This window comes from Paenibacillus plantiphilus, from assembly GCF_927798095.1.
In the GTDB taxonomy this organism is placed as follows: Bacteria; Bacillota; Bacilli; order Paenibacillales; family Paenibacillaceae; genus Paenibacillus_Z; species Paenibacillus_Z plantiphilus.
The window spans coordinates 210650-233048 of sequence record NZ_CAKMMF010000007.1 but is presented as its reverse complement, the minus strand read 5'-3'; the positions used below and the strand labels follow the sequence as shown (position 1 = coordinate 233048).

Genomic DNA, 22399 nt, shown 5'->3' with positions numbered 1-22399 from the left:
AATACAGGTAATTGGACCGGAAGGCCCCGTTTCAAGCTATTCACCTGCAAAAAATACATCAATAAAGTAGAAAAATACCATGTACGCTGGATTCTGACGATATTTTGAAGTATTATTGCAGTTACTCCGGCTGATAGAAGCTGTATTTGATGCAGGAGATGTACTTTTGCAGGTAAGCGCGGATTGAAAGTCAGTGTAATTAGCGGCAAACACGAACATGCAGCCCACTACCCATCGAGCTTTCTTAACAGATTGAATAATAAGGAGGCAACAAAATGACGAATACTCAGAGAAAAATTGCGATCGTAACCGGGGCGAGCCGATCGAATGGAATCGGAACTGCCATATGCAAAGCGCTCGCACTTGACGGGGTGGACATCTTCTTTACCCACTGGAGCCGCTACGATGAGACGGATGGCAGCGGCGGAGACCGCAGCTGGCCTGATGCCTTATCTCATGAGCTTCGAAGCCTTGGGGTACGAGCAGAGCATATGGAGGCCGATCTTTCAGATACAGAAACACCTCGGCTGCTGTTGGATAGAGCTGAAGAGGCGCTCGGAGCATCATCTATTCTGGTCAATAATGCAACGCACTGCGCGCCAACCGATTTCCGCAGCCTAACGGCCACTTCTCTAGATCAACACTATACGGTGAACAATCGGGGAACGGTCCTGTTAAGCACAGCATTCGCACAGCGGTTCGAGCTCGCAGGGCTTGCACATGGACGAATTATTAATCTCGTATCCAAGGGACCCGATCCCAATAATCTCGCTTATATCGCAACAAAAGGGCTGCTCATCGCCCTCACCGAGCCACTGTCCGTTGGGCTTGCACCGCTTGGCATAACTGTAAATTGCGTTGACCCCGGCCCCACAGATTCTGGCTGGATGAGCGAGGAGCTCAAGGAATTTCTCCTCCCTTCGTTCCCAATGGGACGAATCGGATTGCCCGAGGATGCCGCACGTCTGGTTGCCTTTCTCGCTAGCGAGCAAGCACAGTGGGTTACAGGCCAGCTGATCAAGTCGGAGGGCGGCTTCACAAGCAGATAGCGTTGCAGGCATCGCTATAAACAGTGCTATAGACAAGTGGTCAGGCTGGCAGCTGACAGCTATATGACTGGCACATCTAAGTAACATGTAAAAAGTTCTAATTCTTCCAGGGGGGTCATCCAATCATGGGCTATATTGAAGACTTGCGGAAAGCTGTAGGAAGCCAACCGCTCATACTTGTTGGGGTTGCCGTAGCTGTAATTAATGAGCAGGGGCAGTTTCTTTTACAGAAGAGACTAGATGGCGTCTGGGGGGTTCCCGGCGGCTTTGTTGAACTAGGAGAATCTACGGAGGAAGCGGGCCGAAGAGAAGTATGGGAAGAAACAGGCATTGAGGTTGGAAGGCTTGATTTGGTCGGTGTGTTCTCGGGCAAAGAGCATTTTGTTAAATTGGCGAACGGGGATGAATTTTATCCAGTAACGATTGCCTATGTAAGCCGCGATATTACGGGAGGCGCTCTGACAGCCGACGGCCGTGAAACTCTTGAAGCCAAGTTCTTTGCCGTTCATGATCTGCCAGCAGGATTGAGTCCGCTCCTGTCGGGACTTATTAAGCAATATGCGCAGCAGCAGACTCGCACGCAATAGCCTGCCCTGGCAAGCACATTGCTAGCACTGAACTGCAACGACATAACCGACAGCTCCCGTTCTTTCGCTGGTCTGTAAGAAACTTCAGTCTTACTGCTAATGTGATTTTAGTTTAGTGCGCTGTAAGCGGGTTTTTCCGCTTTACTAGCCATATTCATGCGACGAGCTAGACTTTTTTGGAGCTGTAGCGGGGTTTTTCAGTCTTACAGCTAATGTGATTTTAGTTTAGTGCGCTGTAAGCGGGTTTTTCCGCTTTATTAGCCGTATTCATACGACTAGTTAGACTTTTTTGGAGCTGTAGCGGGGTTTTTCAGTCTTACAGCTAATGTGATTTTAGTTTAGTGCGCTGTAAGCGGGTTTTTCCGCTTTACAGCCGTATTGATCCGACAAGTTGCAACTAAACTAAAAAGTAGACACGCCATAGTAGCGACCTGTTGGGGTTTTTCGAATCTTAAGAACATTTCCCCCTAGATAATCAGCACTCGAAAATGTTTGCATTCGAAATAATTGACGCATACATAATTGGCGCGCCAAAAGACCTTGCGGATTCCCGCAAGGTCTTTTGGCCACCAGCTATGCAAATCGAGCAGATAGTAGCTGCTACCCGCCCAGCTTAACAGCCCAGCCGAACGGATCTTCTACGTTCCCGTTCTGAATACCCGTCAACGTGTCATAGATCCTGCTCGTTAGCTGACCTGTACGGCCTCCGCCAATAACAAGCTTCTCATTATTCCAATTCAGCTCCCCGATAGGGGAAATAACAGCCGCTGTTCCAGTGCCGAACGCCTCTTGAAGCGTCCCGTTGCGATTCGCCTCATACAGCTCATCAATCGATATCGTCCGTTCTTCCACCGGCACATTCCAATGGCGCAGCAGCTGCATGACGGAATCTCTTGTAATTCCCTCCAGGATACTGCCATTCAGTGCCGGAGTCACGACCTTGCCGTCGATCATGAAGAACACATTCATGCTTCCAACCTCTTCAATGTACTTCCTGTGAACGCCGTCCAGCCACAGCACCTGTGTAAAGCCTTTGCCAGCTGCCAATTCCTGCGCTTTCATCGCTGCGGCATAATTGCCCGCAGTCTTCGCATTACCTACACCGCCTGCAACAGCACGGACAAATTCAGATTCCACATGAATAGTAACTGGATTGATGCCCTCTGCGTAATAAGCACCTACTGGCGAGAGAATAATGATAAACAGATATTCTTTGGAGGATGCTACGCCGAGCAGCGGCTCGGTCGCGAACACGAACGGACGGACATAAAGAGACGTGCCTTGCTCTTCCGGAATCCAGTCCTGATCGACGAGAATCAATCGCTCCAATGCTTCCATCGCCAAATCCTCATCGACAGGCGGCATACATAAACGGGCATGCGATTTATTCAGCCGCTCCCAGTTTTTCTGCGGACGGAACAGCTGAATCTGCCCATCCAAGGTGCGGTAAGCCTTCATTCCCTCGAATACGCTTTGACCATAATGAAGGATCTTCGCTGCCGGGTCCAACGAAATCGGCTGATAAGGAACAACACGCGGAGAATGCCATCCGCCCTTCGCCTCTTCATAATTCATGATGAACATATGGTCCGTATAATATTTGCCGAAGCCAAGCTTGTCTGCTGCCGGTTTCGATTTCTTCTCTTTCGTAAGCTCTACAGTTATCAAATGTGCCATCTGCGACATCATTCTCCTAATGGTCAATTTACTAATTGAATCGTAACAAATGATTTTGTATATTTAAAGTATCTGATTTATATGATTAATATACCTGTTGGGTATGATTCGGGAGAGGGTTTTATTGGATATTCGACAGCTGCGGTACTTTCTTGCGGTGGCTAATGAAGGACAGGTTACAAGCGCGGCCCGAACGTTGAATATGGAGCAGCCTCCGCTAAGCCGTCAGCTTAAGCTGCTGGAGCAAGAGCTTGGCGTAACGCTGTTCGATCGGAGCGGCAAACGTCTCAAGCTGACTCCGACAGGAGAGCTTCTGCGCATACGTGCCGCAGCGCTTCTGCAGCAGTTCAATGAAACCATTGCAGAGGTGAAGGAGCAGGATGAGGGTGTTCAGGGGGTATTGTCCATCGGCGCGGTAGTGTCCTGCATTTCCCTGCTCCCGCAAAGAATCAACTCATTCAGGGAACAATACCCGCGTGTCACCTATAAAGTCCAGGAGGGCGATCACTTCCTTCTGGGGGAGCAGCTGGAGCAGCGAATGATTGAGCTCATCGTTACGCGCCTGCCCTTCGAGGCTTCGTCCGATTCACAGCGGTATGCCATTCTGCAGCTGCCGTCCGATCCGTTCGTAGCCATTCTTCCCAGCCAATGGAGTCCGCCGCTGTCGCAGCAGACATTAACGATGCGCGAGCTGGCCCAGTATCCTTTTCTGACATTGAAGACAGACCAAACGACGGGCATGCATGAGCAGGTGGTCAATGAGTTCCGGCAAAATGGTCTGGAGCCTCAAATTCTATGCGAGTGCTCCAGCGTAGCGATCACACTTGCATTCGTCGCCGCAGGTATTGGCGCCACAATTTTACCCAAATCGGTTATGTCTTCTTTTCCATTGACCAATATGAGAATGTACGATATTACCAATGCCGAATTCCAGTCTGATGTCGGTATTGTATGGCTGCAGGACCGCTACCTATCCAAGACCGCCAAACGTTTCATTGATACTTTCTAACGGCCCGACTTTGCCCTAAAGCCACATCAGGATGACCGAACCTGGAATGAGAAGATACAGCAGCTTCGTCGCTATGCCGTTCTTGGCATAGGGAATCGAGGATAGCATAAGCAGCGCTGCCAGAAGAAAGTACAGGCTCAGCACGATAGCTTTAATAGTGGAATCAACCGCAGCAATGTGCAGCAGCGAATAGAGGATCACGAACCAGCTGGCGCAGACCGTAGTCGGCACACCGATAAAATAACCCCCCCGCTCCGACTCCTCCTGCATGCCGGCAATGTTGAAGTATGCAAGCCGCCAGATGCCGGCAGCCACATAAATCAGCAAAATGGGCAGCGTCCAATACATTTGCCCTGTCAGCAGCCAAACATACAGTGGGGGATACAAGCAGAAGTTAACGGCATCCGCCAAGCTGTCCAGCTGTCCGCCAATCGGTGAGGCCTGTCCTAAGCGCCGCGCTGCAACCCCATCCAAGCGGTCCAATAGAATCGCAACGGCATAACAGGTGAACGCCCAAGCCAGCTCATGCTCCAAAAGCAGAATGAAGCTGCCAAATCCCGTTATGAGCGATATCGTTGTCAAGCCGTTCGGAACATTCAAGTATTGTAAAACGGGGAAAATCCGATTGTCGCGCATGCAAGATATGCCCCTTTTCCTCTAAGATTTCAATTGGTATTGGCCTGGCAAACCATTATAATTATACCATTGGAACAGCTATACGGAATCCCTGATAGAAAAGGAGTTGAATTCATGTCCACGCCAAAGGATGCGCTTCGTACAGAGCCGCATCTGCTGCACTTGTCCACGGATGAGGCAGATGCCATAACTGTCGGGGGCAAAGCAGCCCGATTGATGGAGCTTCACAAGCTTCGTTATCCTGTCCCCCACGGATTTGTTCTTACCGTGCAAGCATTTCTACTCTACTGTAATTTCAATACTATTGATGTGCACAACCCCCATTCCGAGAGGAGCATGCTGGCGGATCAGATCAAGTCAGGTGCATTTCCGCAGACCATTAAGCAAGCCGTAGATTCGGCATTGGAGCAGTATGCGTTCGAGTCGTACGCGGTGCGCTCCTCCTCCGCTGCCGAGGATGGCGCGGAGCACTCTATGGCCGGTCAATTCGAGACCTATCTTAATGTCAGCCCTGCTGATGTCTATGATCGCATTAGAGCTTGCTGGGCCAGTATTTTCAGCGCGGCCGTTGCTGCCTATAACGAGCGCAGCGACATCGCCCATACCCACACATTGCAGATGGGCGTCATTGTCCAAGAGCAGAAGCACCCGCAATATGCGGGCGTCTTGTTCACTATGAATCCCATCAGCATGGATACCGATTATCTCATTATTGAATGGGTTGACGGCTTGGGAGACAAGCTTGTATCCGGTGATGTAACCCCTGACCGCTCGATTGTCTCCCGCATGACAGGGCAGATTCCCCGGCAGACCGATAATCCGCTGCTGGAGGAGGCGCTCGCACGTCTCGTGCAGCTCGCGCTGAAGATCGAGCATGATTATCAATTTCCGGTTGATTTGGAATGGTGCATCGATGGGCAGAAGGTCATCATTCTGCAAGTGCGTCCCATCACCGGTCTAATGGGAAAGCAGCTGGTGCTGTGGACCAATGTCAACATGGTGGAGAATTTCCCCTCTGTAGTGACGCCATTCACATGGTCGATCGTGGATCAGTTCTATCAGCACTACACGAGAAGAATGCTGGGACTGTTCGGCTGGAGCAACGATCAATTAGCTCGGATTCGTTCTATCGTTGACCATACGACGGGCATTCATGCCGGACGCATATACTACAATCTGAGCAATTGGTACGAAGGCGCTTACTTGCTGCCTATCGGCCCTCTGCTCAAAAAGCTGCTGGATAATTTTATCGGCCAATACGTGCCCTTTCAATTCGAGCCCCGCACCGATCCTCCTGTGAAATCACAGCACGGCAGCTTCAAAGCGCTTCGCTACGGGGCCTTTGCCTATCAATTCATCAAGCTGTGGGCAACCGCAGGGAGAAAGGTTCAGCAATATGAGACAGGCTTCTATGCACATAGAGAGCAGTGGCGGTCGAGCGGCTATGAGGGACAATCTCTCGATCAGTTGCTTCAAGTGCTGGATACGTTGATGAATCGGTTCGTGAGCCGTTATTATGATCGTCCTGCGATCGTCGATCTGCTCGCGGCAATCTTCCCCGGAGGATTGAAGCTGCTCATCAAGCGCTGGATCAAGGATGAGAGCATCAATAACGACCTTGCCGCTGTTCATGTCATGCAGACCGATGATCTTCGCAGCTTGGAGCCGACACGGCTTATTGAAGAGCAAGCTACACTTATCGGGATGCAGGCGCAATGGCAGCAGCTGCTGGAGGATGGCAAATATGATGAGCTGGAGCAGCAGATCAATGGAGAAGCGCTGCGTGTATTCAAGCTGTTCATGCATCAATTCGGGGGCAGGTGCTACCATGATTGCACGATCGTCTCCCCTACTTTTGAGGAGAGGCATGATCTTTATTGGCAGCTCGTGAATAAATATCAGCATGTCTCCGTGCATCGGAATACATCAGGGGAATCATCTTCACCCGCAGCCGCAATCGACTGGTTGGGTTTAATCAATCAATCATTGCCATTCTGGAAACGAATGGCCTTTCGCTTCATGCTGCGTCACACGCATAAAGCAATTCGCCTGCGGGAGAAGAGCCGGATTATCCGCAGTCTCCTATTCGGAGAGATCCGCCAGATTGTATTGGCAATCGGGAGTCGTCTTGTGGACAAGGGGCATCTGGAGCAGAACGAGCACGTCTTTTATTTGCGATGGAATGAGATAGAAGAGCTGTCTTATGGAAAATTCCAGTTTCCTGAGACGATTCCCCAGCTCATCGCCATGCGCCAGGAAGCACACAGGAACAATGAGAAGGTTGATCCTCCGGGCTTATTCATGCGGGAACAGGGCCGCTACTATCAGGTGAAGGATTGGAAGGAGCATTCTCAGACTCAGGAGGAATCCCGATTAATCGGTATTGCTGTATCTGGCGGAAGAGTAGTTGGCCGTGCGCGCATTATTCTCGATCCTGTTCAGGATCAGCGTCTGCAGCCTGGCGATATACTGGTCACACGAAGCACTGACCCCGGCTGGACTCCGCTGTTCAAGATCGCGGGAGGCTTGATTCTGGAGAAGGGCGGCATGCTGTCCCATGGAGCCATTGTCGCTCGGGAATTCGGTATACCCGCCATTACCGCTGTGGAGAAAGCCACTGCATCGATAGCCGACGGCGACCTGCTCATTGTGAATGGAGATACAGGCGAGATCGAATGGCTCGAACGTGTATCCGAGCGTGCAGCCGGATGATTCATGTTTGGCGCTACATAGCCGAGAGATTTCCGCTTCAGGTCACACTCCCGATAGCAGCCATCATCGCCTTCGGCGTCATGCCCGCGCTTCATGGCAGTTGGCAGGTGTATGCGGCAGCACTGAGTACGGTTTGGCTCGGCCTATTCCTGCTGCGGGCAACGGACGACCTTCACTCCATCGATACGGATCGCATCAAAAGCCCGGGTCGCGGTCTGGTCACAGGCTTCATACGCGCAGCCTCCCTGCGATACGCATGCCTTGTCGCTCTTCTGCTCATTATGACGCTTTACATCCGGCAGCCGGAAGCATTAGCATTCATCGGCATATTGCTCCTGTACTACTGGATATGGCACAGGAGCAGTCGGCATCTGCCGATTCTATGCCATCCTTTTGGCTCCAACTTGATCTTCGCCGCGCTCCCGATCTTCCTGGGATTGGTGCAGACAGGAAAAGTCGGCATGGCATCGCTGGGCTCCGCCGGATTCATGTACTTCGCTGCTATCGCTCATGAATATGCGCATAATGCCGGCGAGAGGAAGCCGGCGCCGCTGCGGACCTATGATAGCGCCATCGGGGCCAGAGGAACCGCAGCAGCCGCGGGAATCTTGTTTCTTTTCTCATTCCTCTGTGGACTATGGATGAGCTTCTATATACAGGAGGCTGCCGGGTTTAGAGGAATGCTGCTAGCTCATCTGATTGCAAATATGTATTTTATCATTCGATTGATACGTCGACCTGTGGCGGCGGATGCACGCAAATTTTATATACTCGGATTTACATTCTTCCTCCTCCCTTTGGCCGCACGTATTGTGGAACGGCTTATAAGCTAGAGAACCGTATCTGGATAATGAGTGAGAGTAAGATGAGTCGGTAAACATTAGAAGGAGACCTTGGACATGATGCTCGCCTTGCAGGTACTGCTTTTTATGATGCCTATTATTCTGGCTGGTGTTACGAATATGATCTTTGTAAAACTGCCCCTGATTCGCAAGCATGGAAAGCCCATGGACGGCGGAGGCTATTGGAGGGATGGCAAGCGTATTCTCGGGGACAACAAAACCTGGCAGGGTTTTCTCGGCATGATTGTATTCACTTCATTCTGGTTTGGCGCTATGGGTTGGTTGACTGGTCATTGGACTTGGCTGAAGGAGAACTCCTTGCTGCCGTGGGATACATATCATACGCCCTATACAGAATGGGGCTATGGACTAGTGTGGGGACTGGCTTATGTCCTGTTCGAGCTGCCCAACAGTTTTATCAAGCGCCGTCTTAACATTCCGCCGGGTCGCAACATCAAGGGCTGGGTCGGCATCAGCTTCACGCTCATTGACCAAGCGGATTCGGTTATCGGCTGTGTGCTGGCTGCATATATTTTCTATCATCCGACAGGCCTGGAAGTGGCACTATTCCTGCTCATCGGCACAGCGGTGCATTATGTGGTCAACCTGCTGCTGTTCGTGCTGGGCTTGAAGAAGCAAGCAGGTTAAGGATAGAGTTAGTTTAGTGACAGGGGCATCCCCAAAGCGGATTGATACAACTGTGGAATAGCACAGTAAGCCGGAAAATCTGGATAAGATTCCGCTATAAGACGGAAAACATGCTAACAGTCGAGATAGACGCACAGAATGCTACGCAAGGCTCCGCCGTAAGCGGGAATTTCCGTGTTACAACACAAATTTGTGATGTGCGATGCGCTGTAAGACGGAAAAACATGCTAACAGCGGAGAAAAGCGCTCAGAATCTACATAAGGCTCATCCGTAAGCAGGAATTTCCGTGTTACAACACAGAATCGGGACGGCCGATGCTCTGTAAGACGGAAAAACATGCTAACAGCGGAGAAAGGTGCTCAGAATCTACGTAAGGCTCCGCCGTAAGCAGGAATTTCCGTGTTACAACACAGAATCGGGACGGCCGATGCGCTGTAAGACGGAAAACATGCTAACAGCGATGAAAGGCGCTCAGAATCTACGCAAGGCTCATCCGTAAGCAGGAATTTCCGTGTTACAACACACAATCGGGACGGCCGATGCGCTGTAAGACGGAAAAACACGCTAACAGCGATGAAAAGCGCTCGGAATCTACGTAAGGCTCATCCGTAAGCAGGAATTTCCGTGTTACAACACAGAATCGGGACGGCCGATGCGCTGTAAGACGGAAAAACATGCTAACAGCGGAGAAAGACGCGCAGATTCTACGCAAGGCTCATCCGTAAGCAGGAATTTCCGTGTTACAACACACAATCGGGACGGCCGATGCGCTGTAAGACGGAAAAACATGCTAACAGCGATGAAAGGCGCTCAGAATCTACGCAAGGCTCATCCGTAAGCAGGAATTTCCGTGTTACAACACACAATCGGGACGGCCGATGCGCTGTAAGACGGAAAAACATGCTAACAGCGGAGAAAGACGCGCAGATTCGATTGTTGTAAGTGTGTCCCAGCTTGTGTAGTTATAGTGTGGTAAGGCGTAATAGCTATAGAGCCAAACAATGAACGACATCAACGAACCTGTATACGGTCCGCTCGAAGGATGCGGAAAGCGTGCAGCTAGATCGGCTCAAGCGAAGAAGCTGCCCACTTGGGCACTTTTGGGACAGCCTCTTCGGCCTCTTCGCCAAACTTCGGCATTATGGAGAATCCCTCCATCCACGCTGCCAATCCCCGCACACCGCTTAATCTGCAAGCTTCTCCGTAATAAAACGGGCTAGATTCAAATAGACGCGCTCCATATAGGGGAGATGAAGCAGGTTGTTTGCCAGCAAGTAGAGATTGAAGCGAACGGCAGCCATCTCCAGTGCATTCAAGATTGCGATATGCTCGAAGGACTGTTTATCCAACGTGTGTCCGCTGCTGGCCTTCTCCAAGCTTTGGCGGTATCCATCCAGATAACGGTCCCATTGCGTCATCGGTACATCTGATGACAGCGTATAAATCAGGAATTCGAGGCAATCATGCTGAGGATTGCCATAGCTCGCCAGCTCCCAATCATACACCACCAACTGCTTCTTGTCCTCAAGCACCCGCTCCCCATCCTGCAGCGCCTGCTTCTTGTCCTCTAGCACCTGCTCCATATCCTCCGGTACACGCAGACCCAGATTTCGCGGATTGAAATCATTATGCGTCAAGGTTCTGTGATAGGTCCGCATCTCTTCAATATGCGAAGAAATATTCCGTATAAATCGATGCAGCAGCCCGTGCAGCTGTTTGGACATCAGCGCGGGGAAGCGCTCGTGATTATAATCGGTCAAGGCAAGCAGCAGCTCGGTCGCATCCACATAGCTCGCTACATCCAGCCCTTCCACTCCCATTGCAGCGGGAAGCCTCTCTTCCTGATCCAGATATACCGCATGGATAGCTGCCAAATCTCCAAGCACCAGCCCGATATGCTCGTCATCCCACTCCTCTGTAGATTGTATGGCATTCATATGGCTGTATGACGACAGATCCTCCATCAATATGGCGTAGGCCTCTTTGTCTTCATTGTGAACGACCCCATAAATATCCGGACAATATTGAAGCAATGCTGCTGAAGCATGCTTATATAATGCAATTTCCCGTAAATGCGCCCCCTCGAAACCAAATATGTGCAGCTGTGATTCGAATAATCCTGATAATCGATCCTCCCCCGATAATTTTGCGATTCCGATTCCCAAATCCATCATTTCCCGATCATCTGATTTTACCTTGAGGACAACCGGAAGCTCCCTCTGCACGCCGTCCTGCTGCAGGTGAAGCGCATAGCGGTGCAGCCCTTGGAAGCGGCTTGTCTGCTTCTTCATCATATTCGTCACCACGCTTGACTCTGTGTTCAAGGATATGGATTCGAAGGATTTGACTTTCCCCCGTTGCTCTCCAAGAAGGGATTGGAAGAAGCGCGTCGTAATATCTCCCCTGCTGATTCCAGTCTGGGATGACTTCCTGCCGAGCTTCTCATGCGCCTTCACAAATTCATTCGATCCGATTGCCGCGCTCGTCGAGACATCCAATGCCAGACAAGCCGCCGCCATGATCTCTGCCAGCTTGAACGCTTTGCCAGGGCCGCCGCAGCCCAGCATCTCCAGACATTCGCGCTGTGTCGGCAAACCCGTCCCACCGCCCACTGTTCCTATAACAAGCGAGGGCAATTCAAGATGAATCGAGATACCGTCCGACTCCTGACGCGGCTTGAATATCCCGCAGCCGGATTCGTGCACACAGGCGATATCCTGCCCCGTAGCTGTAAATATCCCGGCAAGCACATTCGCAAAATTCACGTTATGTCCGACCATCCCTGTTCGCAGTCCACCGACCTCGGCTGCATACCAGCGACGCATGTACTGGTCCGTTGAGAGCCGCATCGTCTGACGGAATACAGCCTCCGGTATATGGACCGATGCAAGGACGCCAATGCCTCTTCCTTCAATAAAGCTCCGCATGCTGACCTTCTTATCCCCTGCCATATTGCCCTCGATCATATAGGAGAGAACCTTCATCTCCGGCATATCCTTCACTTGATCGATCATCCACTCACAGGCGACAAAGGTACAGGAGGTGGTCATATTCTGCCCGGCAGCATCTCCCGTCTCGTAACAGAACTGAACATGCAGCTGATCTCCAAAAGGGTGCGTCTGTATGCTGACCAGCTTAGCAACCGAAGAAGCGCTTTCCGCCTTCGCTTTGATTCCGGCGCTATGCTCTTCCATCCACGCCGCCAGAAGCAGCGCTCCCCTCATATCGCCGCAAAAAAACACAGGCGCCCGCACCATTGTCTGACGTACGACTTGAACCTCGATTCCCCCTGCAGCATTGCAGGCTTTGGCGCCGCGCGAGATGGAGCTGATGAGCGCCCCTTCTGTAGTCGCAATCGGAATAGGCGAGTATCCATTGGCATACGTTCCCCTGATCCATAGCGGCCCTGCTATTCCTAGCGGAATCTGCACCGAACCAATGTAATTCTCAATGTTGCCGGCAAGCAGCGAGGGATTGTCATGGAATATCGACTGCGATACATGGCTGATCCTGCTGCCTGTAGCTTGCTCCAGCCATTGCTGGCGAGCCTCTGTTGCTTCCTGGGTGTAATGCTTGCGTCCGATGAATGAGGGCATGGATAATGAATGGGCATGGCCGGAGTTTTGAAGCGGGGAATGTCCGAGAAAAGCGATGTGAAACTGCTCGTGGAACTGCTCCACAGCCGCCGGATTGCGCTGATCGGCATCAATAAGGAGTGTCCCCTCATTGCCGGCAAGCGCCGTGATGGTTAATTCATGCAGGAAATGGTCACGGTCACTGCTAAGCAGCTTAATACGAGGAAGGACTCCGCCGATTTGGAGCGAAAGCTGATGGGTAGTAACGATACGGAAACCACTATTCCAGTAATGGGAGATTGATCCCTCGTAATAATGGCCTCCGTATTCGAAATACAGCCCCGGCCTGCGGCTGCGATGAAATTGATGCTCGTTCTGATGCGGTTGATACTGATAAGCGTCCAGACCTTTACACCTCCTGCAAATTGGAAAATAAATTAATTTTAATAAATAACCTCTTATCCTGCGCACTTAATTACTGGATGCCTCCAGCTATAATTCCTTATCTTGCACTTTTGTATAATTGTATACAATTAACACCCCCTTAACAATATCGCAGCCTATTATTTATGGCCTCCTCCTGTCATCGGCAAGGAGGACCCCGCACCTGCTGCAATTGTTAATAAAGCCAACAAAAAGAAGGAACCCTCACAAACCGAGTGCTCCCCCTAGTTAAAAATAATGAATGTCAATTGCTGATCCTTCAAGTACTGGATAATGTCAGGCAGCGCCTCTACCGTTGCTGCTTTCTCATGCAATACATAGATACCGCCTGATGGATCTACTTTGTGAAAATAACGCAGAATATCCTCCGGCTTGTCCGCCTTCCAATCCTCGGGATCGCGATTCCACATCAGTACCTTCATATCCTCATCCAGCACATTCGCAGCCAACGCAGCGTTTATCGCGCCATAGGGAGGGCGGAATATCGTAACAGGCTCTTTCGTCGTAGCTTCCAACGTTTTATTGGCCTTATGAATATTCGTTTTGTAGGATTTCTGATTGTGAGCGGTCAGCTTCGTATGATCCCACGAGTGATTGCCAATTGACATCCCCTGCTCATCCGCATAAGCAACCGCATCGGGATACTGCTGCGCCTTCTTCCCGACGAAAAGAAAGGAAGCCGCCACCTTCTCCTCGGTCAATATGTCCACAATCTGTTTCGTATACACCGACGGACCATCATCGAAGGTGAGCGCCACATATCCTTTGGGTAATCCATATGTAAACTTGTCAGCGTCTATACGCAAGCGTTCATACAATTGACGCTCCTCTGACTCTGGCGAGGCATTGAGAACGGTTTGAGAGACTTGCAGCGGTTCCTTCTTGTTGGCTGCTGCAACAGGCGCCGCTTGCTCTTGCGAGGAATCGACGTTGTCCTGACGAACTGCCAATTCAGCCGCATTCACCGGCGGATTCATCGCATGCTGCGTATCGCTGAGCAGCTTCCCCTCCATCCCCATCATTACAGCAGCTGCCAGAAGCGTGAAGATAGCAAGCTTCAACGCAAATGGACCCCTTCTCCATACGCGAGCCGCCTGCTTCTTGGCCTTGGGTGCAGCGCTAGTCTCCACAGCCGGCTGCCTCGCTGCCTCCATCGGGTGATAGACGGTGTCATCATCCTCTTTCAATCGTTTCAACTGATCCATATAAAATTCCGAGCATGTAAAATACAAGGTTTCATTAAAGTCGCCATTCACTTTAATGACCATGCTGTAGTAGATTTGGCGATAAGGGTCCCACTTGGGATGAAGCGATAGCCGGATTCGCTCTCCATCAGAGGGATTCACAGCGACCAGTTGGATATAGGTAGGCTCATCTATTTCCAAGACGCATTCTGTGCGCCCTTCATTACGGGTTGCCCCAATTGTCATGTAAAAGCTGGCAGACCGTGCTTCCAGCGACAATAGCTCGATGATCTGGACTGTATTGGTTTCCATCGTCGTCTTCGACTTCCTTTACCGTTCATGGTGCGGCAAGCATGCTAGTCCTTGCGTTCGCTCTGACTTTGCCCGTGAGGGATAGACATCCGGTTAGTGAAGTCGCTGATCATGTTCGCGAGATACGTCTTTTCCTGGCGCATGGCCTCGTATTTCCCTCTCAGATGCGTAATCTCCGCTTCTACTCTTCCGATCTTCTCTTCTTGCTCATTGATCTTCTTCTGCTTGTCCGCATGCGTCTCATTATGCTTCTGGAGCAGGTTCACATATTTCTGCTGCTCAAGATCGATGACATTCTTCAGCTCTTCCGTTTCATTCGCATGCAGGATCTGCTGCTCGCGATAGTCCTCCATCACCTGATCAACCTTGAGATTCTTCTCGATCAATTTATGTTCAAGCTCAAGGATGCTTCGTTCTCTCTCTTCGATCACCTTGTTTAGGTTCTTGATATCCCGGGTCAGGCGCTCTACATGACCACCGGAATGGGTCAAACGATCCTGCAGCTCATTGATATTCAGTTCCATATGCTGTCTGGCTTGAATCATTTGCTCTACTGCAAATACCAAATCCAGCGATTTCTTATCCATATTCGCTCTGTTAGCTGTATTCATAATAACTGCATTTTCCTCCGCCGCGTGTCCAGCCGACTCTTCATTCAACTCTTCATTAGATTGTGCAGGATGATTCTCTTGTGATTTCGGGCTCTGATCCAGCTGCTTGCCTGACGAATCTTTCTTCTTAAAAAAGGGAGGAATCATATGTATTAACACCCCATCTAATAAATGTCAAATAATGTCGAACAATATTTAGTTTTATTATAGAGTAATTATCCCGCATGCAAGTGAGTCTTTGTATCTATATTTTTTCAAATACGCCTAAAGGCCTATGCGAACCATTCCAAGAACCGCAGGCTATAAGAAAAAAACGTCAGGGAAGCTTCACCCTGACGGTCCTTTTCGGTTTGAAAGATAGCTGCAGCTTTAACTCCGCTCCAGTCAGAAATAGCCTTCTTGGGCCTTCTTGAGCCTTCTTGGGCCTTCGTGGGCCTTTTTCAGCCCTCTTCAATAGCCCTTATCATCAGCTCAACGCGTCAGCTACTATACGACGCGACTATGCGCTGCCCTGCTGTTAGAGCCAACGACTGCAAATATGCAGTCGTTTGAGCGCGCTGCACCACAATGAGGCTGATATCCCATGCAACGACTGCACTGTGTGCTGTCGCATCCATTGCCCCGCTAACCAGCGAGTTTTTGGATATCGACTGCTAGTATGCAGTCGTTGCTCCACTTTCGTGGCTACAGAGTAACGGTACAAATAAAAGCGGGATGAAAAATATGACGCTTCAGCAGTCTGAGGGGGTCTAATATATTAGACCTCCTGTTCGTTTTTGTATCAACGTATAATGAGTTTCATCAAAATATAGGGAGGCTTGATCAGATTATGAGAGCGAAAGACCAATCATTCAGACTGAGGGAGGCGAGTTTTATGACAAAACGATTGAAAGCACTTACATTTATGCTCGTATTTGCAGTTGCGTTTACTTCAATGGGATTTCTGGCATCACCGGCAGAGGCGGCGGTGAATAATGTCAAATTGTACAGCGCTCTGTTAAGTTATCGGGACGCGAATTCCAAAAACATCACGATCAATGTGGAAGTAGACAATATAGGCGCGAGCAAGGCGGTAGCGATCGCGGCCTCCGGAAATGGCGGCCAGACCTGGTCGGAAATTCCGGCTGCCTATGACTCGGCTGCGTCGGCAACGACGGAATTGTGGAAGATGACCTCTTTTATTATGAACAACGAGAGCGTCATGTTTAAAATTAAATATACGGTAAATGGCCAGACGTACTGGGATACCAATAACGGAAAAAATTATATCATCGGGTCAGGTTCCGGCGATGCCGTGAAGCCGAGATCAGTTAAATTGTCCGGCGCCAAATTGACCTACCGGGATGCGAGTACGAAGCATGTCGATGTCAATGTGAAAGTGGACAATCTGGCGGGAACGAACAAGCAGGTTTTCGTTGTCAGTACGACTAACGGAGGCCAGACCTGGTCGGAGATTCCGGCTGCCTATGACAAGGCAGGTTCAACAACGACAGATATCTGGACGCTGAGATCCTTTATAGGAAACAACGAGAATGCCGAATTCAAGCTGAAATATGTAGTAGACGGCCAAACCTACTGGGATGCGAACTACAGCCAGAACTACTACATTGGCAAAGACTACGGCGACGAAGTGAGCGGCAACACGGTGCAGGCGGACGAGTTCTCCTATACTCCGCTGAGGGGAGCCGTTCAAGTTACGGCAAACTGGGAAACCTCCTATGCGCTGAAATCCGATGGCACAGTAGTCGTCTGGGGGAGCAGCGAAAATAACACCATATGGAACTTCCTGACTGAATTTCCTGATGTAGTTGCTTACAGACCTATAAAGATGTCGGGCCTATATGGCGTCAGCAAGATCAACGTCGGTTATAATGCACTAGTTGCAGTGAAAACGGACGGGACGGTATGGGGCAGAAATATAAGCTACGGCGCCGGAGATACGAATCATTACTCGCTTCGCCAACTGCCGAACATTTCGGGTGTGAAAGACGCTGACACGTCCAGCTACAGTACTTCCGGACATACACTGTTCGTAAAAACAGACGGCACAGTCTGGGGCGTGGGCAATAATTACAGTGGTCAATTGGGAGTCGGAAACAGCGCCCCTTACTCGACCCCCGTGCAGGTGCAAGGTTTGACGAATGTTAAAAGTGTCATTGCCAAGAAAGACAGTTCACTAGCGTTGAAAAATGACGGGACGGTATGGGCATGGGGGGATAACGCGCACGGGCAGCTTGGCACAGGAAATACGCAAGGCACATATTCTCCCACACAGTCGGTCGGACTATCCAATATTGTGGAGTTGAATTCCAGCACGGTTCAGTATGGTTCGCTGCGCATTGCTCGCAAAGCGGACGGAACGGTGTGGACATGGGGCGGAGGAGTGACGACGCCGACGCAAGTCTCTGGATTGACAGGCGTTACATCGGTTGCGGCAGGATCATATCATTATATCGCGGTGAAATCCGACGGTACCGTATGGACATGGGGAGAAAATTCGCGTGGCCAGTTGGGCAATGGTACGACGGTTGACAGCTCTGTTCCGCAGCAGGTGAAAGGAATTTCCAAGGTGAAGACGGTAGGAGCGGGGGAATATCATTCGTTGGCGATGCGTGAAGACGGCACAGTGATGGCATGGGGATTCGGCCAAACGGGTCAGTTGGGCAATGGCTCCAAGCTTTCGAGATTAACGCCGGTTGTCGTGGGCACTGATGCGAAGCTGCCGTACGATACGGTCGAGTGGAATAACCAGACACCGAGCACGCCGCTGCATTTGTCCGTCAGAAGCAAAACAAACACGTCAGTGAATCTGACCTGGCATACATCGCTGGATGATACCGGCATTCAACGGTATGAGGTGTACCAGAATGGCGCGCTCTACAACTCGACTACGGAGCGGGCCATCTACTCAAGCTTTGCCGTTACAGACCTCACGCCGAACCAAACCTATACCTTTGCGGTAGTGGCGGTAGATACTGCGGGCAACCGTTCGTCGGTCAGCAATCCGGTAACGGTAACGACCAATGCGTCAACCACAGTAAATCCGGCGGCAACGGTTTACTACAAACTGCCGGCAGGCTGGACGCAAGCCTACATGCACTATCGTCTGAGCAGCGGAGCAACATGGACGAACACGCCCGGCATCAAGATGAGACCATCCGAGATTCCCGGCTACTGGAAGCTGGATGCAGATCTGGGGGCGGCTGCAGGCACGTATATCTTCGAAGCGATCTTCAACAATGGAGCCGGCACATGGGACATCAACAGCGGCCAATATTACAAATCGTTCTATGTCGGCTACTCCACCGTTGCAAACGGAACGGTATCCGGCGGAACTCCGCTGCGTTAGAGATCAAGACGGAATAAATTGTATGAGGAACTTAGCAACAAGAGCCACCGCACCGGACTTTTTAATTCGAGAAGATGTGCTCTTCTGAACAAGCGTACACGCCGGGGGTCTAAGATTTTAGACCTCCTGCTTATTTTCATATCGACGTATAATCATTTCAGATTCCATCACAATCAAGGAGGCTTGATCAGATTATGAGAGTGAAAGACCAATCATTCAGACTGAGGGAGGCGAGTTTAATGACAAAACGATTGAAAGCACTTACATTCATGCTCGTATTTGCAGTTGCGTTTACTTCAATGGGATTTCTGGCATCACCGGCAGAGGCGGCGGTGAATAATGTCAAATTGTACAGCGCTCTATTAACTTATCGGGACGCGAATTCCAAAAACATCACGATCAATGTGGAAGTAGACAATATAGGCGCAAGCAAGGCGGTAGCGATCGCGGCCTCCGGAAATGGCGGCCAGACCTGGTCGGAAATTCCGGCTGCCTATGACTCGGCTGCGTCGGCAACGACGGAATTGTGGAAGATGACCTCTTTTATTATGAACAACGAGAGCGTCATGTTTAAAATTAAATATACGGTAAATGGCCAGACGTACTGGGATACCAATAACGGAAAAAATTATATCATCGGGTCAGGTTCCGGCGATGCCGTGAAGCCGAGATCAGTTAAATTGTCCGGCGCCAAATTGACCTACCGGGATGCGAGTACGAAGCATGTCGATGTGAATGTGGAAGTGGACAATCTGGCGGGAACGAACAAGCAGGTCTTCGTTGTCAGTACGACCAACGGAGGCCAGACTTGGTCGGAGATTCCGGCAGCCTATGACAAAGCCGGTTCAACGACGACGGACATCTGGACGTTGCGATCCTTTATAGGAAACAACGAGAATGCCGAATTCAAGCTGAAATATGTAGTAGACGGCCAAACCTACTGGGATGCGAACTACAGCCAGAACTACTACATTGGCAAAGACTACGGCGACGAAGTGAGCGGCAGCACGGTGCAGGCGGACGAGTTCTCCTACGCTCCACTGAGGGGCATCACTCAAGTTACGGGAAGTTGGGAAACCTCCTATGCGCTGAAATCCGATGGCACAGTAGTCGCCTGGGGGAATAATGAAAACAACGATGTATGGAATTTCCAAAGTGAATTTCCTGATGCGCGTATTTACAGACCTGTAAAAATGTCGGGCCTATATGGCGTAAGCAAGATCAGCGTCGGTTTTCATGCACTAGTTGCAGTGAAAACGGATGGGACGGTATGGGGCAGAAATATAAGCTACGGTGCCGGGGATACGAACTATTATTCGCTTCGCCAACTTCCGAACATTTCGGGTGTGAAAGATGCTGACACATCCACCATAGATACTTTCGGACACACGCTGTTCGTGAAAACAGACGGCACAGTCTGGAGCGTGGGCTATAATTACAGCGGTCAATTGGGAGTCGGAAACAGCGCTCCTTACTCGACCCCCGTGCAGGTCCCAGGTTTGACGAATGTTAAAACAGTCATTGCCACTGGGAGCAGTTCCCTTGCATTGAAAAACGATGGTACCGTTTGGGCCTGGGGAGATAACGCACAAGGACAGCTCGGCATAGGCAATACGCTAGGCAAATTATCTCCCGTACAATCGGTCGGACTATCCAATATTGCGGAGCTGAAATCCAGCACCTTTCTTTATGGCACTTTGCTCATTGCTCGTAAAACGGATGGAACGGTGTGGACATGGGGCGGAGGAACGACGACGCCGACGCAAGTCTCTGGATTGACAGGTATTACATCGGTTGCGGCAGGATCATATCATTATATCGCAGCAAAATCCGACGGTACGGTATGGACATGGGGCGGCAACGGAAACGGCCAGTTGGGTAATGGCACGACGGTTAACAGCTCTGTTCCGCAGCAGGTGAATGGCATTTCCAAAGTGAAGACGGTAGGAGCAGGAGACTCCCACTCGTTGGCGATTCGTGAAGACGGAACAGTAATGTCATGGGGAGCCAATGGTTACGGCCGGCTAGGCAATGGCTCCGATCTTTCGAAGTCAACACCGATTGTTGTCGGCATCGACGCGAAGCTTCCGTACGATACGGTCGAGTGGAATAACCAAACACCGAGCACACCGCTGCATTTGACCGTCAAGAGCAAAACAAATACATCCGTGAATCTGACCTGGCATACATCGCTGGATGATACAGGCATTCAACGTTATGAGGTGTACCAGAATGGCGCGCTATACAACTCGACTACGCAGCGGGTCAACAACTCAAGCTTTGCCGTTACAAGCCTGACGCCGAACCAAACCTATACCTTTACGGTAGTGGCGGTAGATACGGCGGGCAACCGCTCACCGGTCAGCAATCCGGTAACGGTAACGACCAATACGTCAACGACAGTGAATCCGGCGGCAACGGTTTACTACAAGCTGCCGGCAGGCTGGACGCAAGCTTACATGCACTATCGTCTGAGCAGCGGAGCAACATGGACAAGCACGCCCGGCATCAAGATGAAACCATCCGAAATCCCCGGCTACTGGAAGCTGGATGTAGATCTGGGGGCTGCTGCAGGCACTTTCATCGCCGAAGCGGCATTCAACAATGGCAGCGGCACATGGGACAATAACGGCGGACAAAATTACAAGTTTATGTATGTCGGCTACTCCAACGTTGCAAACGGAACGATATCCGGCGGCACTCCGCTGCGGTAGTCTCGTTTCCAAAGGTCCCAGTCTGATAATCTAGCCTATACTGCAACGAAGGGGCTCCAACTATCCAGCTTAGTATTGAGACCATTCTATACTTTCTGATAGATTTAAAAATAGCGATGCGGGAACCACTTCCCGCATCGCTATTTGCGTTGAACACTACTTATTATCTACCTTGCATACGCTTTAAAGATTCGTATAATAACCATCCAGGGTCCTCCACGACCCCATTCTGAATACCTGCCAATGTCTCGTACAGCTTGCTCGTCAATTGACCTGTGCTTCCAGCACTGCGGTGTCCAGCGACTATAAATTATCCCCTCGTCAAGTCAATATTTCTATGTAGATAAAACTAAAGCAGGTAACAAATAGAAGGACATTGTGCTATGATTATTTCATATAATCCCAAGTCTAAACAAATATAGACGCCATTCCTAAGGAGGGTTAGGATATTGCACACAATCCGTGTCATGATTGTAGAAGATGACCCCTTCTGGCTGGAACGGCTCACGGTTGATATTGGAGCGGAGCGAGATATTGAAGTCGTCGCCACCGCTAGCAATAAAGCAGACACGCTCGAACAAATTCAAAGATGCTATCCGGATATCCTGCTGCTTGATATACATCTCACCGGCAATCGCTTGGACGGCATTGAATTGTTGCGCGATAACCCTGAAGTGATTCATTGCCCCGTCATCATGCTCACATCGATGGTTGAACAAGAGATAATTTTGGAAGCGTTTGCATACGGAGCAGTTAACTTCCTTCACAAATCAAGCGTGTCTGATATCATCCAAACGATACGTGATTGTTACCAGGGCCGAATGGCCATTCATCCCGATGCGGCAACGGTGCTGCGCAAAGGGTTTGTCATGAGTACTCAGTTGGATGGGTTGACCCCTGTCGAAAAGGAAGTTTTCAAGCTGGACCAGCTTGGCTACAATAAGCCGCAAATTGCGGCAAAGCTAAATAAGTCGTTCGCAACAATCAAAAATCAATTACGCACCATTCGCCGTAAGCTTGGCCGAATTATTGAACGCGAATAGAACAAT

14 protein-coding genes are annotated in these 22399 nt (G+C 50.4%); 9 read left to right on the top strand and 5 right to left on the bottom strand.

The genetic code is table 11. From position 1 onward, the window contains the following. The first annotated feature begins 275 nt into the window (after window positions 1-275). Window positions 276-1049: an SDR family oxidoreductase gene (locus L6H65_RS08675; RefSeq protein WP_236340103.1), complete on the top strand. Its 774-nt coding sequence runs from the start codon at window positions 276-278 to the stop codon at window positions 1047-1049. 125 nt (window positions 1050-1174) lie between these two features. Further along, window positions 1175-1636, top strand: coding sequence for an NUDIX hydrolase (locus L6H65_RS08670; protein ID WP_236340102.1), 462 nt, complete (start codon window positions 1175-1177; stop codon window positions 1634-1636). A 600-nt stretch (window positions 1637-2236) separates the two neighbouring features. Here the strand turns inward: L6H65_RS08670 and L6H65_RS08665 are convergent. Further along, entirely contained in the window at window positions 2237-3313 is a 1077-nt protein-coding gene (locus tag L6H65_RS08665; RefSeq protein WP_236340101.1) for a branched-chain amino acid aminotransferase, read from the bottom strand. Between the two features lie 124 nt (window positions 3314-3437). On the opposite strand from L6H65_RS08665, the gene L6H65_RS08660 reads away from it, so the two are divergent. Next, on the top strand, window positions 3438-4322 hold the full coding sequence (locus tag L6H65_RS08660; protein ID WP_236340100.1) for a LysR family transcriptional regulator: 885 nt from the start codon (window positions 3438-3440) through the stop codon (window positions 4320-4322). A gap of 15 nt (window positions 4323-4337) precedes the next feature. Here the strand turns inward: L6H65_RS08660 and L6H65_RS08655 are convergent, their stop codons facing one another. Then, on the bottom strand, window positions 4338-4958 hold the full coding sequence (locus L6H65_RS08655) for a CDP-alcohol phosphatidyltransferase family protein (protein WP_236340099.1): 621 nt from the start codon (window positions 4956-4958) through the stop codon (window positions 4338-4340). A gap of 114 nt (window positions 4959-5072) precedes the next feature. On the opposite strand from L6H65_RS08655, the gene L6H65_RS08650 reads away from it, so the two are divergent. From L6H65_RS08650 to L6H65_RS08640, 3 genes are all read left to right on the top strand, one after another. Then, a complete protein-coding gene (locus L6H65_RS08650; RefSeq protein ID WP_236340098.1) occupies window positions 5073-7670 on the top strand; it encodes a PEP/pyruvate-binding domain-containing protein in 2598 nt (865 codons plus the stop codon). Then, window positions 7667-8503 (top strand): hypothetical protein, encoded by an 837-nt coding sequence (locus L6H65_RS08645; RefSeq protein ID WP_236340097.1) that lies wholly within the window; start codon window positions 7667-7669, stop codon window positions 8501-8503. Before L6H65_RS08650 ends, L6H65_RS08645 begins: the two co-directional genes overlap by 4 nt. A 66-nt stretch (window positions 8504-8569) precedes the next feature. Continuing rightward, window positions 8570-9160, top strand: a complete 591-nt coding sequence (locus tag L6H65_RS08640; protein ID WP_236340096.1) for a CDP-archaeol synthase — start codon at window positions 8570-8572, stop codon at window positions 9158-9160. Between the two features lie 1185 nt (window positions 9161-10345). On the opposite strand, the gene L6H65_RS08635 is transcribed toward L6H65_RS08640, so the two are convergent. The 3 genes from L6H65_RS08635 to L6H65_RS08625 all read right to left on the bottom strand — a co-directional run bounded on the left by L6H65_RS08635 (window position 10346) and on the right by L6H65_RS08625 (window position 15434). Further along, window positions 10346-13207 (bottom strand): hydroxymethylglutaryl-coenzyme A reductase family protein, encoded by a 2862-nt coding sequence (locus tag L6H65_RS08635; protein WP_236340095.1) that lies wholly within the window; start codon window positions 13205-13207, stop codon window positions 10346-10348. Window positions 13208-13404: 197 nt separating this feature from the next. Beyond that, window positions 13405-14676 (bottom strand): polysaccharide deacetylase family protein, encoded by a 1272-nt coding sequence (locus L6H65_RS08630; RefSeq protein ID WP_236340094.1) that lies wholly within the window; start codon window positions 14674-14676, stop codon window positions 13405-13407. A 44-nt stretch (window positions 14677-14720) separates the two neighbouring features. Further along, window positions 14721-15434 carry a hypothetical protein gene (locus tag L6H65_RS08625; protein WP_236340093.1) on the bottom strand — a complete coding sequence of 238 codons (714 nt, stop codon included), beginning with the start codon at window positions 15432-15434 and terminating at the stop codon, window positions 14721-14723. Window positions 15435-16161: 727 nt separating this feature from the next. On the opposite strand from L6H65_RS08625, the gene L6H65_RS08620 reads away from it, so the two are divergent. The 3 genes from L6H65_RS08620 to L6H65_RS08610 all read left to right on the top strand — a co-directional run bounded on the left by L6H65_RS08620 (window position 16162) and on the right by L6H65_RS08610 (window position 22393). Further along, on the top strand, window positions 16162-18636 hold the full coding sequence (locus L6H65_RS08620) for a carbohydrate binding domain-containing protein (protein WP_236340092.1): 2475 nt from the start codon (window positions 16162-16164) through the stop codon (window positions 18634-18636). A 239-nt stretch (window positions 18637-18875) separates the two neighbouring features. Beyond that, the gene (locus L6H65_RS08615; protein ID WP_236340091.1) at window positions 18876-21350 is read left to right on the top strand and encodes an RCC1 domain-containing protein; all 2475 of its coding nucleotides are present in this window, start codon (window positions 18876-18878) and stop codon (window positions 21348-21350) included. Between the two features lie 449 nt (window positions 21351-21799). Further along, window positions 21800-22393: a response regulator transcription factor gene (locus L6H65_RS08610; RefSeq protein ID WP_236340090.1), complete on the top strand. Its 594-nt coding sequence runs from the start codon at window positions 21800-21802 to the stop codon at window positions 22391-22393. Window positions 22394-22399: the final 6 nt, after the last annotated feature.

What these genes read in the sequence shown, in the direction of transcription:
- L6H65_RS08675 (WP_236340103.1), top strand. Translation starts at nt 276, where the DNA reads ATGACGAATACTCAGAGAAAAATTGCGATCGTAACCGGGGCGAGCCGA.
- L6H65_RS08670 (WP_236340102.1), top strand. Translation starts at nt 1,175, where the DNA reads ATGGGCTATATTGAAGACTTGCGGAAAGCTGTAGGAAGCCAACCGCTC.
- L6H65_RS08665 (WP_236340101.1), bottom strand. Translation starts at nt 3,313, where the DNA reads ATGGCACATTTGATAACTGTAGAGCTTACGAAAGAGAAGAAATCGAAA.
- L6H65_RS08655 (WP_236340099.1), bottom strand. Translation starts at nt 4,958, where the DNA reads ATGCGCGACAATCGGATTTTCCCCGTTTTACAATACTTGAATGTTCCG.
- L6H65_RS08650 (WP_236340098.1), top strand. Translation starts at nt 5,073, where the DNA reads ATGTCCACGCCAAAGGATGCGCTTCGTACAGAGCCGCATCTGCTGCAC.
- L6H65_RS08645 (WP_236340097.1), top strand. Translation starts at nt 7,667, where the DNA reads ATGATTCATGTTTGGCGCTACATAGCCGAGAGATTTCCGCTTCAGGTC.
- L6H65_RS08640 (WP_236340096.1), top strand. Translation starts at nt 8,570, where the DNA reads ATGATGCTCGCCTTGCAGGTACTGCTTTTTATGATGCCTATTATTCTG.
- L6H65_RS08630 (WP_236340094.1), bottom strand. Translation starts at nt 14,676, where the DNA reads ATGGAAACCAATACAGTCCAGATCATCGAGCTATTGTCGCTGGAAGCA.
- L6H65_RS08625 (WP_236340093.1), bottom strand. Translation starts at nt 15,434, where the DNA reads ATGATTCCTCCCTTTTTTAAGAAGAAAGATTCGTCAGGCAAGCAGCTG.
- L6H65_RS08620 (WP_236340092.1), top strand. Translation starts at nt 16,162, where the DNA reads ATGACAAAACGATTGAAAGCACTTACATTTATGCTCGTATTTGCAGTT.
- L6H65_RS08615 (WP_236340091.1), top strand. Translation starts at nt 18,876, where the DNA reads ATGACAAAACGATTGAAAGCACTTACATTCATGCTCGTATTTGCAGTT.